This is a genomic window from Stenotrophomonas sp. SY1, from assembly GCF_021202945.1.
GTDB lineage: Bacteria > Pseudomonadota > Gammaproteobacteria > Xanthomonadales > Xanthomonadaceae > Stenotrophomonas.
The window spans coordinates 319,243-334,113 of sequence record NZ_JAJOYR010000001.1; the positions used below are offsets into that span (position 1 = coordinate 319,243).

14 protein-coding genes are annotated in these 14,871 nt (G+C 66.7%); 10 read left to right on the plus strand and 4 right to left on the minus strand.

Features of this window, described 5'->3' with window-relative positions:
• Positions 1-5 precede the first annotated feature (5 nt).
• The 3 genes from LR961_RS01190 to LR961_RS01200 form a co-directional block, all read right to left on the minus strand.
• Positions 6-566: a hypothetical protein gene (locus tag LR961_RS01190; protein WP_232146603.1), complete on the minus strand. Its 561-nt coding sequence runs from the start codon at positions 564-566 to the stop codon at positions 6-8.
• Positions 567-609: 43 nt separating this feature from the next.
• The gene (locus LR961_RS01195) at positions 610-1,044 is read right to left on the minus strand and encodes an NUDIX domain-containing protein (RefSeq protein ID WP_232146604.1); all 435 of its coding nucleotides are present in this window, start codon (positions 1,042-1,044) and stop codon (positions 610-612) included.
• 270 nt (positions 1,045-1,314) lie between these two features.
• A complete protein-coding gene (locus LR961_RS01200) occupies positions 1,315-3,681 on the minus strand; it encodes a S9 family peptidase (RefSeq protein WP_232146605.1) in 2,367 nt (788 codons plus the stop codon).
• A 439-nt stretch (positions 3,682-4,120) separates the two neighbouring features.
• Between LR961_RS01200 and LR961_RS01205 the strand changes: the two genes are divergently transcribed.
• The 3 genes from LR961_RS01205 to LR961_RS01215 all read left to right on the plus strand — a co-directional run bounded on the left by LR961_RS01205 (position 4,121) and on the right by LR961_RS01215 (position 7,974).
• A complete protein-coding gene (locus tag LR961_RS01205) occupies positions 4,121-5,512 on the plus strand; it encodes a cytochrome ubiquinol oxidase subunit I (protein ID WP_232146606.1) in 1,392 nt (463 codons plus the stop codon).
• A gap of 1 nt (position 5,513) precedes the next feature.
• Positions 5,514-6,527 (plus strand): cytochrome d ubiquinol oxidase subunit II, encoded by a 1,014-nt coding sequence (gene cydB, locus LR961_RS01210; RefSeq protein WP_232146607.1) that lies wholly within the window; start codon positions 5,514-5,516, stop codon positions 6,525-6,527.
• A 118-nt stretch (positions 6,528-6,645) separates the two neighbouring features.
• Positions 6,646-7,974 carry an AMP-binding protein gene (locus LR961_RS01215; RefSeq protein ID WP_232146608.1) on the plus strand — a complete coding sequence of 443 codons (1,329 nt, stop codon included), beginning with the start codon at positions 6,646-6,648 and terminating at the stop codon, positions 7,972-7,974.
• Between the two features lie 30 nt (positions 7,975-8,004).
• Here LR961_RS01215 and LR961_RS01220 read toward each other — a convergent pair whose 3' ends face one another.
• Complete coding sequence (locus tag LR961_RS01220) at positions 8,005-9,015, minus strand: pteridine-dependent deoxygenase (RefSeq protein ID WP_232146609.1); 1,011 nt, start codon at positions 9,013-9,015, stop codon at positions 8,005-8,007.
• A gap of 199 nt (positions 9,016-9,214) precedes the next feature.
• Here LR961_RS01220 and LR961_RS01225 point away from each other — a divergent pair, with 199 nt between their 5' ends.
• Genes LR961_RS01225 through LR961_RS01255 form a run of 7 tightly spaced genes read left to right on the plus strand, consistent with a single transcriptional unit; the run spans position 9,215 to position 14,849 of the window.
• On the plus strand, positions 9,215-9,484 hold the full coding sequence (locus tag LR961_RS01225; RefSeq protein WP_232146610.1) for a phosphopantetheine-binding protein: 270 nt from the start codon (positions 9,215-9,217) through the stop codon (positions 9,482-9,484).
• A gap of 5 nt (positions 9,485-9,489) precedes the next feature.
• Positions 9,490-10,212, plus strand: coding sequence for a ketosynthase (locus LR961_RS01230; protein ID WP_232146611.1), 723 nt, complete (start codon positions 9,490-9,492; stop codon positions 10,210-10,212).
• 50 nt (positions 10,213-10,262) lie between these two features.
• Positions 10,263-10,562: a hypothetical protein gene (locus tag LR961_RS01235; RefSeq protein WP_232146612.1), complete on the plus strand. Its 300-nt coding sequence runs from the start codon at positions 10,263-10,265 to the stop codon at positions 10,560-10,562.
• Positions 10,559-11,530: an acyltransferase gene (locus tag LR961_RS01240; RefSeq protein WP_232146613.1), complete on the plus strand. Its 972-nt coding sequence runs from the start codon at positions 10,559-10,561 to the stop codon at positions 11,528-11,530. Before LR961_RS01235 ends, LR961_RS01240 begins: the two co-directional genes overlap by 4 nt.
• Complete coding sequence (locus tag LR961_RS01245) at positions 11,439-12,095, plus strand: LolA-related protein (RefSeq protein ID WP_232146614.1); 657 nt, start codon at positions 11,439-11,441, stop codon at positions 12,093-12,095. Before LR961_RS01240 ends, LR961_RS01245 begins: the two co-directional genes overlap by 92 nt.
• Positions 12,071-14,431: an MMPL family transporter gene (locus tag LR961_RS01250; RefSeq protein WP_232146615.1), complete on the plus strand. Its 2,361-nt coding sequence runs from the start codon at positions 12,071-12,073 to the stop codon at positions 14,429-14,431. The genes LR961_RS01245 and LR961_RS01250 overlap by 25 nt, the downstream gene beginning before the upstream one ends.
• Entirely contained in the window at positions 14,418-14,849 is a 432-nt protein-coding gene (locus tag LR961_RS01255; protein WP_232146616.1) for a phosphotransferase, read from the plus strand. Before LR961_RS01250 ends, LR961_RS01255 begins: the two co-directional genes overlap by 14 nt.
• The last annotated feature ends 22 nt before the right edge of the window (positions 14,850-14,871 follow it).

Here is a 14,871-nt window from a genome sequence, read left to right on the forward strand (position 1 = left end):
TCGTATCAATGGAAGAGGGCGCGGACCTGCGGGCGCTGCAGTTTGACCACCAGCCAGGCATGCAGCGCGGCCAGGCCGATGGCGGCAGCGCCGGCGCTGAGCAGCGAGAACCAGCGCCCGGCACGCAGCTGCACGCGCAGATCGTGTGCGCCGGGGGAGGCGAGCAGGTCGGCAGGCACCATCGCCTGCAAGGTGTCGAACATGATGTTGATCAACGGCAGCGCGGCGACGTTGGCCAGGGCCACGAGCACCAGGAAGATGATCAGCCCGCGTCGCCCCCATTCGCGGCGCTTGAAGAAGCCCCAGCACGCTGCGAGGAACAGCACCGAGCTGATCAGCATCAGCAGCGTCAGGGTGGTCGCATGGGCCTGAAACCAGCGGAGTTGGTCTGGAGCCAGCAGGCCGTCGTGCTCCAGCCAGGCGATCAGGTCCATGCGCCCGAACGCTGAGACGGCCAGCAGTTGCAGCAGGCACCAGACAACGCCAAGCACGCCCATCAGCAACGACAGTTTGGCGGTGAGATCGACGAAAGCGCTGGCGCGCGAAGGAAGTTCGGGTGGGGACACAGGGACGGCAGTGCGTTTGAACGTGCGCGCACTATCGCCGGATTCAGTCGGTTTTCCCAGCGCTGGAACGCAATGCGGCAAGCGCCGCCGGCAGCATGTGGCGTGCGCTCAATGGGGCCAGCTTCACGCCATGCGGGGGTTGCAGCGGAACCCATGCCAGTTCGGCGATCTCCGCCTGCACCTGCGCGGTGCCGGTGGCATTGACCAGGAAAGCTTCGCCCTGCACGCGATGGCCGGGTTCATTGACTGCGTTCTCTTCGAACAGGCCCAGCGGTTGAGCGCTGGTGGTGTCCATGTGCACGCCCAGTTCTTCGTGCAGCTCGCGCGCCAGTGTCTGCAGGGCGGTTTCGCCGGGCTCGCGCTTGCCGCCGGGCTGGATGAAGGTGTCCGAGCCGTGCTTGCGGACCACCAGCACCTGCTGGTGCTGATCGAGGATGACGGCGGTGACGATGCGGATGAGCCTGGCGGCGGACGACATGGCGTTGTTGCGTGGCGGTATTGGTGCGGGATGGTAGCGGAGCAGTGGTTCGGGGGTTGTGGCGGGCCGCGAAGGGCACCCCTCCCCAGCCCTCCCCTTCGCGCTGCGAAAGGGAGGGGGCTGTGGTGCGTGGCCTGATGGATCGCGGCAAGGGCCGCTTCTGCTCCCTCCCTTTGCCAAAGGCAAGGGGAGGGTTGGGGAGGGGTGCCTTCGCCGCCGTCACAACAGCACAAACAACAAGGGCGCCTTGCGGCGCCCTTGTCGTGTTGCTTACTTCAGTTCCTGCTCGAACAGCTTGAGGATGCGCTTGTACTGGTCCAGCCAGGAATCGGCGCGGGTGTAGCCGTGGCGTTCCAGCGGGTACGGTGCGATCGACCAGTTGTCCTTGTGCAGCTCGATCAGCTTCTGGGTCAGGTTGATCGAATCCTGGAAGAACACGTTGTCGTCCATCATGCCGTGGGCGATCAGCAGGTTGTCCTGCAGGCCTTCGGCGTATTCGATCGGCGAGGAGATGCGGTACGCCTCCGGGTCGATGTCCGGCGTGTTGAGGATGTTGGCGGTGTAGGCGTGGTTGTACTGGTGCCAGTCCACCACCGGGCGCAGCGCGGCGCCGGCCTTGAACGTGCCCGGCGAGCGGAACAGCGCCATGAAGGTCATGAAGCCGCCGTAGGAACCGCCGTAGATGCCGGCATGGTCGCGGTCACCCTGCTTGGTGGTGACCAGCCAGTCCAGGCCGTCCTTGTAGTCCTCCAGCTCCGGGTGGCCCATGTTGCGGTAGATGGCCGTGCGCCAGTCGCGGCCGTAGCCCTCGCTGCCGCGGTAGTCCATGTCCAGCACGATGTAGCCCTTCTGCACCAGAAGGTTGTGGAACATCTGCTCGCGGAAATAGTTGGAGTAACGCGCATGCACGTTCTGCAGATAGCCGGCGCCATGCACGAACATGGCGATCGGGTACTGCTTGCCCGGCTCCAGCGTTTCCGGGCCGTAGTACTTGGCCCAGACGTGGCCGGCACCATGCTTGGACGGCACCTGCACCATCTGCGGCTGCACCCATTCGCGGGCCTTGAACTCGGCGCTGCGGGTGTCGGTGAGCTTGCGTGCTTCACCGCCGCTGGCTGGCTGCACGGCGACCTGTGCCGGCAGATACGGCGCGGAATAACGCACCAGCAGCTGCTGGCCGTCCGGCGACAGGCTGAAATCCTCGACGCCATCGAGTGCGGTCACTTCGCGCACGGCACCGCCGTTGGCATCGACGTTGCAGACTTCGTAGTCGCCCGGCCACTTCTGGTTGCACAGGAAGTAGAAGCTGCGGCCGTCAGCACTGATTTCCGGAGCGGAGGTTTCCCACTTGCCGGAGGTCAGTGCCTTTGGCTTGCTGCTGCCGCTCTGCGTGTACAGGTGCGAATAGCCCGACTCCTCGGACAGCAGCCACAACGTGCTGCCATCGGGCATCCAGCCGAAATCGTTGAAGCCCCAGTTGATCCAGCCGCCGTCGGTGAGGCGGTGGCGGGACTCCAGCCTGGCGGTGGTGGCGCCGGTGGTGGCGATCCAGCGGTCCTTGTTGTCGTTGGCGCGCAACATGATCGCCGCCTGGCTGCCATCGGCATTCCAGCGGATGCCGCCGCCCATGAACTCGCTCATCAGCGCTACCGGGCGGTTGCCCTTGAGCGCATCCTTGCCGGCCTTGCGGCGCAGTTCGGCCAGCGGGTCGGTGCTGATGCCCGGCAGCTGGTCCAGCGACAGCGCTTCGACCTTGCCGGTGACTGCGTCGGCCAGCCAGAACGTATGCGGTTCGGGATTGTTGCGACCGACGCGGGTGCGGGTGTCCTCGGCTTCTTCGTAGCCGGACTCGGTGACGTACAGCGGCATCTTGCCGCCACGGCCTTCTTCGTAGCCCTTGGGCTTGGTCACCACGATCAGGTGGCGCGCATCGGGCGAGAGCACGCTGTCGACGATCTCCACCTCGGTGCCGAGGAAGATCGGGCCGGGCGCGCGGGTAGGATCGGCCTGGCGCCAGCGCTCGCCCTGTTCGCGCAGTTCCTCGCGCTGGGCGCGGTCGTTGCGCAGGGTGGCCAGGGTGCGCATCTGCTGGTCGCGCAGCACGTCGGCCTTGGGCGCATCGGCGGGGTTCTTGTCGGCCTTGAGCTGGGCCACCTGGCTGGTGACGCCACTACGGGCGTTCCAGTGGAACCAGTTGTTGCCCACCTGCCAGATCACGCCGCCATCGCTGGCGAAGTTGACGCCGCTGGCGCGTTCATTGCTGCGGGTGAGCTGGGTCAGCGCGCCGCTGCGCAGGTCGCGTACGAACACATCGCCATTGCGCACGAAAGCCATGCGCTGGCGGCTGCGGTCGTAGACGCGGCTGGCCGCATCCAGCGTGCCGCGCTGGTCGTCGGCGACCTGCTGGGCCACGCCGCCAGTGGCGGGCAGGCGGAAGGTGTCGCGCACGGCGCTGCCCTGGCGCTTGAGGTTGTATTCCACCTGCTGGCCGTTCCACGACCACCAGGCCGATTCCACCGGCGGCCCGATCCAGTCCGGATCGGCCATGGCCTGTTCGATGGTGATCGGCGTGGGCGCGGCATGAGCGCTGCCGAAAGCGGTCAACAACAGCAGGGACAGGGGCAGAAGCTTGGGCATTGCGGGCACCGGTGAAGAAAACCGCGCAAGCGTAGCAGTCCGGTTCCGGCGGGGGCTGGGCCACAGGTCATGGCGGCCCGGTTTCGGCGGGTGAGATGCCGGAATCGGCAAGGTTCTGCGCTGTTTGTGGCTGTGTCGTGGGAAAGGAAAGGGCACAGGGGCTTTCACGGGGGGGAGTTGGTAGCCAAGAGCACCCCTCTCCAACCCTCGCCTTCGCTGTGCGAAAGGGAGGGGGCTGGAAGCGGGCTTTGCTGCGGCCTGACAGACCTTGCGGAGCCGCTCCCTCCCTTGCGCAGCAGGGGAGAGTTGGGGAGGGGTAATGCCGTTGCTTGTTGAGCGCGCTGCGACCTTTTGACGCACTGCGACAACCCGTCACATCCGCTTTTAACAAGCGCGCAATGACAATGATCAACATTCGCAACGATGCAATGAGGCAACCGTGGACGCGTTGTTGTTGTCACGGATCCAGTTCGGGTTCGTCGTGAGTTTCCATGTGCTGTTTCCAGCCTTCACCATCGGCACGGCCAGCTGGCTGGCCTTCGTCGAATGGCGCTGGCTGCGCACGCGCAACCCGGTATGGCGCGAGCTGTTCTTCTTCTGGCAGAAGATCTTCGCCGTGTCCTTCGGCATGGGCGTGGTCAGCGGCATCGTCATGGCCTTCCAGTTCGGCACCAACTGGCCGCGGTTGAGCGAGGTGGCCGGCACCGTGATCGGCCCCTTGCTGACCTACGAAGTGCTGACCGCGTTCTTCCTGGAAGCCAGCTTCCTCGGCGTGATGCTGTTCGGCTGGGGCCGGGTGTCGCCGCGCCTGCACTTCTTCTCCACCTGCATGGTGGCGCTGGGCACGTTGGTGTCTACGTTCTGGATCCTTTCCTCCAACAGTTGGTTGCACACGCCGGCCGGTTACACGCTGGTCGATGGCATCGTGCACCCGCAGGACTGGTGGCAGGTGGTGTTCAATCCCTCCTTCCCGTACCGGCTGGCGCATATGGCGCTGGGTTCGTTCATCACCACCTGTTTTGCCATTGGCGGGGTGGGCGCGTGGTACCTGCGCCGTGGCGTGCATGTGGAAGCCGGCCGCAAGATGCTGGTGGCAGCGGTGGTGTTTGCTGCGATCACCGTGCCGGTGCAGGTGTTTGTCGGCGACATGCATGGCCTGAACACGCTCGAACACCAGCCGATGAAGATCGCCGCGATGGAAGCGCACTGGCATGAAACCCGGCCCGGCGAGGGCGTGCCGCTGGTGTTGTTCGCGGTGCCCAACGAGAAGGAAGAGCGCAACCATTTCGAAGTGGCCATTCCCAAGCTGGGCAGCGTGATCCTCACCCACAGCCTGGACGGAAGCTTCGCCCCGCTGACCTCGGTGCCGGTCAGCGAACGGCCGCCGGTGGTGCCGGTGTTCTATGCGTTCCGGATCATGGTCGGACTGGGCACGTTGATGCTGATCCTGGCGTGGATATCGGCTGTGCAGTTGTGGCGCGGGCGTCTGCTGCAGTCGAAATGGCTGCTGCGCGGCTGGAACTGGATGTTGCCCAGCGGCTTCATCGCGCTGGTGGCGGGCTGGTTCGTCACCGAAATGGGACGCCAGCCGTGGGTCGTATACGGCCTGCTGCGCACCGCCGATGCGGCCGGGCCGCAGACCGTGTGGATGACCGCGCTGTCACTGGCGGTCTACGTGGTGGGTTATGTGTTCGTGTTCGGCTGGGGCATCTGGTACCTGGTCAAGATCGTGCGCAGCGGTCCGGTGTCGCAGGAACCGCCGCACGAGGACGGCGCGCATACCCCGGCGCGGCCGCTGTCGGCTGCCGATGAACCGCTGGAGGGACGCTGACATGGACATGGCAACCTGGCTGCCGGTGGCATGGTTCGCGGTGATCGGTTTCGGCGTGCTGATGTACGTGGTGCTGGACGGCTTCGTGCTCGGCATCGGCGTGCTGGCGCCGTTCGCCGAGGATGAGGAGCAGCTCGACGTGATGATGAACACCGCCGCGCCGATCTGGGATGGCAATGAAACCTGGCTGGTACTGGGTGGTGCCGGTTTGATGGCGGCTTTCCCCAAGGCCTATGCGGCGCTGTTGTCGGCGTTGTACCTGCCGGTGCTGCTGCTGGTGATGGCGCTGGTGTTCCGCGGCGTGGCGTTCGAATTCCGCTTCAAGGCCCATCGCTCACGACGGTTGTGGAGCGTGTCCTTCGCCCTGGGCTCGCTGCTGGCCTCGTTCGCGCAGGGCGTGATCCTGGGCGCTTTGGTGGAAGGCCTGTCGATGCAGGACGGGCGTTACGTGGGCGGCGCGTTCGGTTGGTTCAGCCCGTTCTCGATGCTGACCGGCGTGGCGGTGGTGACCGGCTACGCGCTGCTGGGCAGCACCTGGCTGATCCTCAAAACCGACGGCCGCGTGCAGGCGTTGGCCCGTTCACTGACCCGGCCGTTGATGGTGGCGGTGATCGTGTTCATGGGCCTGGTCAGCACCTGGCTGCCGTTCCTGCAGTCGCGGGTGATGGAGCGCTGGTTCAGCAATGGCAACTTCTGGTGGTTGTCGCCGGTACCGCTGCTGACGCTGGTGGTGGCGGTGGCCCTGTGGCGCAGTGCCACGCACCCGCGCCGCGATCTGCCGCCGTTCCTGCTGACGCTGGCGCTGTTCGTGCTGGGCTTCATCGGCCTGGTACTGGGCATGTGGCCGTACCTGCTGCCGCCCTCGATGACCCTGTGGCAGGCCGCCGCGCCGGTCTCGTCAATGGGTTTCAGTCTGGTGGGGCTGGTACTGCTGCTGCCGGTGATCCTCGGCTACACGGCCTGGTCGTACCGGGTGTTCCGCGGCAAGGTCACGGCCGGGAGCGGTTATCACTGAGCCGGGCGGGCTTGCCAGCGGCGCGGTGTGCGCCCAAGCTGGCCGCCCGCCGGGTGCGCGCCTGCATCCTGAAGCCGTCCTCACAGGTTGTCGCAGCCGCATGCCGTTAGTTGTCAAAATGCCATCCTCCCGTCCCCGTTCCCCGCTTGCGGTGGGCAGCGCCGATCGGTTGCTGGCCGCCAGTGCGGGATGGCAGGTGGAACTGGGGACGTTCCTGGCCCAGGTGCGTGGCGTCGCCGCGCTGCTGCCGGAGGGCCGCCACGTCATCAATCTGTGCGAGGACCGCTATCGCTTCCTGGTCGCGTTCTGCGCGGTAGCGCTGCGTGGACAGGTCAACCTGCTGCCGTCTTCGCGTGCGCAGGCAGTAGTGGAAGACGTGGCGCAACGTTACGCCGGCAGCTATTGTCTGGCCGATACAGCAAGCGAACAGCTGCCGGAAGGCTGCTTCATGTTGCCCGAGGTATTGCCGCAACTGGCCGGCGATATGCCCACGCTGGATGTGGAGCAACTGGTCGCCATTGGCTTCACGTCCGGCAGCACCGGAGTGCCCGGTGCCAACCCCAAGACCTGGGGCTCGTTCGTGGCCAGCACCGGGCAGAATCTGCAGGCGCTGCAAAGCCTGTGGGGCCAAGCGCAGCCATCGATCGTGGCCACGGTGCCGTCGCAGCACATGTACGGCATGGAAATGGCGGTGCTCATGCCGCTGCTGGCGCCAGCCACGCTGCAGGCGGGCAAGCCCTTCTTCCCGCAGGACGTGGCGCTGGCCCTGGCCGAAGTACCCGCGCCGCGCGTGCTGGTGACCACGCCGGTGCACCTGAAGGTGCTGGTCGAGTCCGGGGTGGAACTGCCGCCGCTGGCCGGCATCGTCACCGCCACCGCGCCGCTGCCGCAGGCTCTGGCCGCCGCTGCCGAGAAGAACTTCGCCACCGAAGTACGGGAGATGTTCGGCTCGACGGAAACCTGCATCTTTGCCCGTCGTCGTACCGCTTGCGAGGAGGCCTGGCAACTGCTGCCGGGCGTGCGTCTCTTGCCGCAACCAGATGGCACGCGGGTACATGCGCCGCACCTGCCTGCCCCGGTGATGCTGGCCGATCTGGTCGAACTGCTGCCGGGGGATCGCTTCCTGCTGCGCGGTCGTCGTACCGATCTGCTGGAGATCGCCGGCAAGCGTGCGTCGCTGGGCGACCTGACCCGCAAGCTGCAATCCGTGGCCGGTGTGAGCGATGCGGTGGTGGTGCAGCTGGCACCGGAGCCGGGGCATGCGGTGGGTCGCATCGCCGCGCTGGTGGTGGCCGCCGAGCGTGAGGAAGCCAACATCCTGCATGACCTGCGTCAGCTGATGGACCCGGTGTTCCTGCCGCGTCCGCTGCGCAAGGTGGAAGCATTGCCGCGCAACGAAACCGGCAAGCTGCCGCGTGACGCGGTACTGGCCCTGCTGGGCCATTGAACAGGCCGCGCGTGGTGCGCGGCCTTCACTTCAGGCGGCGTGAACGCCGTCGATCTCCACGCGCAGGTCGCGCCGGCATACAACGGCATTGAGCACGATGTAAGGCACCCCGTCGGGCAAGCGTTCGCTCAGTGCCTGGCGCACGCTGGCGATTTCGGCAGCGTCGCTGACGTAGACCTTCAGCCGGCTGCCCGCACCAAAATGCTCCGGCAGCGACGGCCGGTGCCGCCGTGCGGCGCCGATCAATGCTTCGAAATTGTTGAAGGTTTCCTGCAGCTGCCGTTCGGTGCTGTCGCCGTGCAGGGTGGCGTGGCCAACCACGCTGGCGGTGCCTGACAGCAGCAACGGCAGGTCGCTGCCGGTCGCGGCCAGCATGGCGCGGGCGAAGCTGGGTGATTGCGGGCCGTACTGGCGCGGGTAGTGGTAGGCGCTGACCTGGCGCGGGTTCTCCAGCGGCGTGCCGGGATTGCGCGCCGCCAGCCAGTACACCTGCAGTACGCGCACCCCGTCGACGCGGCCGACCGCGGTGGCCGCAGGCAGGGTGCGGGTATCGATGGCGCCGATGCCATGCGCGCGGCCCACGCAGAACTGCCGGTAACGCTCCTGGTCGCCCTCGCCCTCGATGATGGCATCCATGTAATTCCAGATGCGCAGCAGGTGCGGGTAGTCGTGTGCCGGCAGCGCTGCCAGCAGCCGTGCATAGGCATGTTCGGCGGCGCCGCTGATACCGCCGTGTGCGGCTTCTTCGACCTGCATGACGCCAAACATCAGCGCGCCGTCGCTGGCCCAGGCCAGGCCATCGGCATCGCGGCCACAATTGACCGGATACCGGCTGCGCCAGACTTCCAGCTGCGCGGGTGCATCGGCCTGCAGGCCAACCTGCAGATAGCGCGGGTCGTCACTGGGCGGGGCGCCGTCACCGGCCTGGAAACCAAAGATCGCCAGCACCTGTTCATCGGCCAGCAGTTCAGGCAGACGCGCTGGATCAGCGTAGTCCACGCTCAATGCGGCGACCTGGGCGGGGGTGGTGCGTGCGTTCATCGAGCAACGCTCCGCAACGGCGACGGGCAGGGCCGGAAACGTGTCGAGGAGAGCTGGCAGGGGCGGGAAATGGGCGTCATTGCTCGATGAATCAGGCTTGCAGAGGCCGCAATGATACCGTGCGCGCCCGCGCTGCCATGGTTGCGCTGTGGGCGGGGATGCCGGATCGTTGCGGCTTTCTTTGCCCGTGGAAGTGGAAATGTCGCAACAAACCGACGCCGAGCGTGAACTGGCGGGGCTGCTGGTCGAAAGCCTGAACCTGGAAGATGTGGACCCGGCGCAGATCGACCCGGAAGCGGCCCTGTTCAACGACGGACTGGGGCTGGACTCGATCGACGCACTGGAACTGGCGCTGGCCATCAGCAAACGCTACGGCTTCCAGCTGCGCTCGGACAACGACGACAACCGCCGCATCTTTGCCTCGCTGCGTGCGCTGTCGGCACACGTGCAGGCCAACAAGACCGCCTGAGCACGATGAACATGGCCAGTCATGAGCCCGGCCATGGGCCGCTGGCGCTGGCACTGCGTGTAATCCTGCTGCTGGCATATCCGGTGCTCTCGCACGTGGCCAGCCTGCGCAACGAAGGCATGTGGGCCGCCGCAGCGCTGTTCGGGCTGGTACTGCTGTGCCTGCTGGAACCGCTGGCACGGCGCCGGCCGCTGGCCTGGGCTGGTCTGCTGGCTTCGGGCCTGCTGCTGTACTGGGTAGGTGCTTCGGCGTGGGCGTGGATGCTGCTGTTGGCCCCGCCGGTGGTGTTTCCGCTGTTGGTGGCCTGGGGGTTCGCCCGCTCGCTGCTACCGGGCCAGGTGCCGCTGATCGGTCGCATCGTGCAGGCCTTGTATCTGCGTGCCGGCATGCCGGTAACCGAGGCTCTGGAGCGCTATACGCGGCGGCTCACCGCTGCCTGGGCGATGGTGCTGAGCCTGCTGGCGGCGATCAACCTGGTGCTGGCGATGAGCGCGGTGCCCAATGGTCTGCTGGCGGCGTTCGGCATCCAGCCGTGGTGGCCGGTGACCCACGAGCAATGGTCCTGGTGCGCCAACATTGCCGACTGGGGGCTGATTGGTGGTTTCTTCGCGCTGGAATACGCGGTGCGGGCGAAGCTGTTTCCCAAGCGTCCTTACCGCAATGCGGTGGACTTCGTGCGGCAGATGGGCCAGCTGGGCCCGGCATTCTGGCGCGACCTGCTGCGCTGAGCGGCGGCCCTGCCGCTATCCTGTGCGGCCCTGCTCGCCGACTGGATGCCATGCAGTTCGTCATCGCCCCCGATCATCCCTGCCTGCCCGGGCATTTTCCGGGGCGGCCGCTGGTGCCGGGCGTGGTGCTGCTGGAGCAGGTGCTGCGCGCGGTCCACGCCGAAACCGGCATCGCAGTGGGTGCGTTGCGCCTGCCGCAGGTCAAGTTCATGGCCCCGCTGCTGCCGGGCCAGGTCGCGCGGGTGGAACTGGAAGGGCAGGCGCCACGCTGGAAATTCCGCGTGTTGCGCGAGGCCGACCTGCTGGTGCGTGGTGAGCTGGTGGTGGTCGCCGACGAGGCGCAGCCGTGAACGAAGTCGATTGGAAGCATCGTCCCGAAGGTGGCGGTCGCGGCCCCATTCGCCTGATCGGGCTGATTGCACGGCGTGGCGGACGCAGCGTGGCCCGCGCCTGCCTGTATCCGATCACCGCATATTTCTTCTTCATGCGTGGCAGCGAACGTCGTGCATCGCGCGACTACCTGCAACGCGTGCTCGGCCGGCCAGTGCGCAGCTGGGATATCGCGCGTCACATCCACACCTTTGCCGCCACCATCCTGGATCGGGTGTTCCTGCTGGCCGGGCGGCAGCACCTGTTCGACATCCGCACCGAAGGCACCGAGCAGCTGCTGGAGACGATCGACCAGGGGCGCGGCGTATTGCTGTTCGGCTCGCACCTGGGCAGTTTCGACGCGTTGCGCGCGTTGTCGCGGCAACGTCCGGACCTGAAGCTGCGGGTGTTGCTGGACCGCTCGCACAACGAGGCGATCACCGAGCTGCTGGCCGAGCTGGATCCGGCCCTGGCTGCCGGCATCATCGACGCCGGACAGGATGGGCCGAGCATCGCTCTGGCGATCCAGCAGGCGTTGCAGGAAGGCGCGATGGTGTCGCTGCTGGTGGACCGCGTGCGTCCGGGCGATGCGGCGGTCAGGGTGCCGTTGCTGGGCGGCGAAGCACCGTTTCCTGTGGCACCGTGGTTGCTGGCCAGCGTGTTGAAGGCGCCGGTGATGCTCGTCTTCGGCCTGTACCGCGGCGGCAATCGCTACGATCTGCACTTTGAGTCTTTCGCCCAGGCCGTGGACATCCCGCGTGCAAACCGCAGCGAAGCCCTGGCGACGCTTATCCAGCGTTACGTCTGCAGGTTGGAGCATCACCTGCACGGCGCTCCCTACAACTGGTTCAACTTCTATGACTTCTGGCAATCCGAAATTCCGTCGTCTCCGCCTGCTGAGCGTGCTGCTGGCGAGCGTGGCGACACCGGCGCTGGCCAGCGGCGTTGATGCCGGCTGGATCCTGCGCCAGCTGGCGCAGCCGGCACCGAGCCAGACCGGCTTCGTGGAACTGCGTGGCTCGGCCCTGCTGAAGGAACCGTTGCGCGTGGAGGGACAGTACCGCCGTCCGGATGCCGCAACGCTGGTACGCGAAGTGCGCGTGCCCTACGCCGAGACCACCACGATCTCCAATGGCCAGGTCACCATTGCACGCAGTGGCAAGCCACCGCGCGTGTTCTCGCTGCAACGTGCGCCGGAGTTGACGGACCTGCAGGCCAGCTTCGGTGCCATGTTGGCCGGCGATCTGGCCGCACTGGAGCAGAGCTACCGGCTGCAGCCATCGGGCACCACGCAGCAGTGGCAACTGCAACTCACGCCAAAGGCCGAAGCGCTGGCACGACGCGTGCGCGCCGTGACCCTGCGCGGCCAGGGCAAGGAGCTGCGCTGCATCGAAACCCAGCCGGTACGCGGTGACCTGCAACGTACCCTGCTGGGCAGCGCCGCTGCGGCAGCTGGCAACGTGCGCCAGGCCGATGCGCTGGCCGCGCTGTGCACGGCCGGCGGTGCGCGTTGAAACTGTCCGCGTCGCAACGCATCGGTCTGGCCATCGGTTGGTTGTTGCTGCTGGGCCTGCTGACCTTCTGGATCAGCTCACGGGTCCAGATCAGCGGTGACCTGCGCAAGTTCATGCCCGATGCGCGCACCCCGGCGCAGAAGCTGTTGCTGGATGAGTTGGGCGAAGGTCCCGGTGCGCGACTGTTGCTGGTGGCACTGTCAGGCGCCGCGCCGGAGCAGCTGGCTGCGCAATCGCGCGAGCTGCGCAGCACGCTGGCCGCCGATGCGCAGTTCGAGCTGGTGGCCAATGGTGAACAGGCGGGGTTGGATGCCTTTCCCGAGCGGCTGCTGCCCTACCGTTATCTGATCGAAGCGCTGCCGGCCGATGCGTTTTCCAGCGCCACGCTGCGCGATGAACTGCAGGCGCGGCTGCAGGACCTCGGCTCGCCGGCCGGTGGCCTGATCGAACCGCTGCTGTCCTCGGACCCGACGTTGCAGGTGCTGCGCGTGGCCGAATCGCTGCAGCCGGCTACCGCACCGCAGCGCATCGACGAAGTGTGGTTCGACCGCAGCGGCACGCAGGCCCTGTTGCTGTTGCAGACGCATGCGGCCGGCTTCGACCCCGGGGCGCAGCAGGCGGCGGTGGATGCGATCAATGCCGCTTTCGCCAAGGCTGCCGGTGGCAGTGGCAGCCGCATCGAACTGAGCGGCCCGGGAGCGTTCTCGGTAAAGATCGGCAACCGCACCGCCAAGGAAGCCAGCACCATCGGCACGCTCGATACGATCGGCATGATCCTGCTGTTGTGGCTGGCCTACCGCAGCTGGAAGATGCCGATTCTTGGCTTCCTGCCGCTGGCCAGTGCCGGCCTGGCCGGTCTTGCCGCAGTCGCGCTGGGCTTTGATGGCGTGCACGGCATCACCATCGCGTTTGGCTTCACCCTGATCGGCGTGGTGCAGGACTACCCCATCCATTTCTTCAGCCATGAGCGGCCGGGGCGTTCGTCCTGGGACAACGTGCGCGCGCTGTGGCCCACCTTGGGCACCGGCGTGATCGCCACCTGCATTGCCTATCTGACCTTCCTGTTCTCCGGCGTGGAAGGGCTCAAGCAGCTGTCGGTGTTCACCATCACCGCCTTGGCGACGGCGGCGCTGGCCACGCGTTTCGTGCTGCCGGCGCTGGTCGATCCCGCCACGCGCGACTTCGCCGATTCGGCCCGGCTGGCGCGCTTGTGGGCGCTCACCCGTCGCCTGCCGCGTCCGCGCTGGTCGTTGCTGGTGTTGGCGATGCTGGCGTCTGGTGTGCTGTTGTGGGCTCCCGGCGCGTTCTGGCAGAACGACCTGGGGCGGCTGACGCCGGTCGATCCACAGGACCTGGCGCGCGATGCGCAGCTGCGCAGCGAACTGGGCGCACCGGATGTGCGCTACGTGATCATCCTGCGCGGTGCCGACACCCAGGCCGCGCTGGCTGCCAGCGAACGGCTGCGCCCGGCGCTGGATGCGCTGGTGGTCAATGGCGCCTTGGAACGCTACGACATGGCCGCACGCTACCTGCCCAGCGTGGCGACGCAGCAGCAACGGCAACAGCAGCTGCCCGATGACGCCAGCCTGCGTGCGGCGCTGGCCGAAGCGGTGGCCGATACGCCATTCCGCAGCGATGCGTTCGAGCCTTTTGCCGCTGACATCGCGCGCGCGCGCTCGGCACCGGCGTTGCTGCCGCAGGATATGGAAGGCACGCCCTTGGCCACGGCAATCGGCGGTCTGCTGCTGCAGAACAAGGATCACAGCACCGCGCTGGTGTCGCTGAGCGGTCTGCATGACATCGATGCGCTGGCTGCTGCCGCGCGCAGCCAGGGCGGTGAACTGCTGGACCTGAAGAATGCCTCCGAATCACTGGTGGCCGACTACCGTGGCCGCGTTCTGGCAGCGCTGGCGGTGGCGGTAGTGCTGTTGTCGGCCACGGTGTGGGCGGTGCTGCGCTCACCGCGCCGGGTGCTGCGCGTGCTGCTGCCAATGGCGTTGACCACGCTGCTGGTGCTGGCGGTACTGCGTGGCATGGGAGTGGAGTTGAATCTGTTCCATCTGATCGGGTTGATCCTCGCCGCAGGCCTGGGCCTGGACTACGGCCTGTTCTTCGAGCACGCCGGCGACAGCCACGCCGACCAGCTGCGCACGCTGCATGGCCTGCTGGTATGCAGCCTGATGACGCTGCTGGTATTCAGCCTGCTGGGCCTGTCGTCGATACCGGTACTGCGCGCCATCGGCAGCACCGTGGCGCTGGGCGTGGTGTGCAATTTCGTGCTGGCGCTGCTGGTATCGCGGCATCCGTTGCAGGAGATGGTCGATGATCGGGCGTGAGCAGATCCTGGCGCTGGTGCCGCATCAGGCTGGCATGTGCCTGTGGGACGAGGTACTGGACTGGTCGGCAGAGCAGATCCAGCTGCGTGCGTTCAATCACCTTGACCCCGGGCATCCGCTGCGCAGCGATGGGCAGCTGCACGCAATCCATCTGTGCGAATACGGTGCGCAGGCGATGGCGGTGCACGGCGGCCTGCGCGCGCGTGAGCGCGGTGGTGCGGCGACGCCCGGCGTGCTGGTCGCGTTGCGCGAGGTGCAGCTGTACGTGTCCCGCATCGACGATCTGGACGGTCCGCTGCTGGCACAGGCGCAGGTGCTGATCGAATCCGATACCAGCCAGCAATATGCGTTCTCCGTGCACCATGGCGACCAGTTGCTGGCCGAAGGCCGTGCGGCGGTGATGCTGCAGCTGCCTTGAACTTCTTTTTCTGACGACAGGA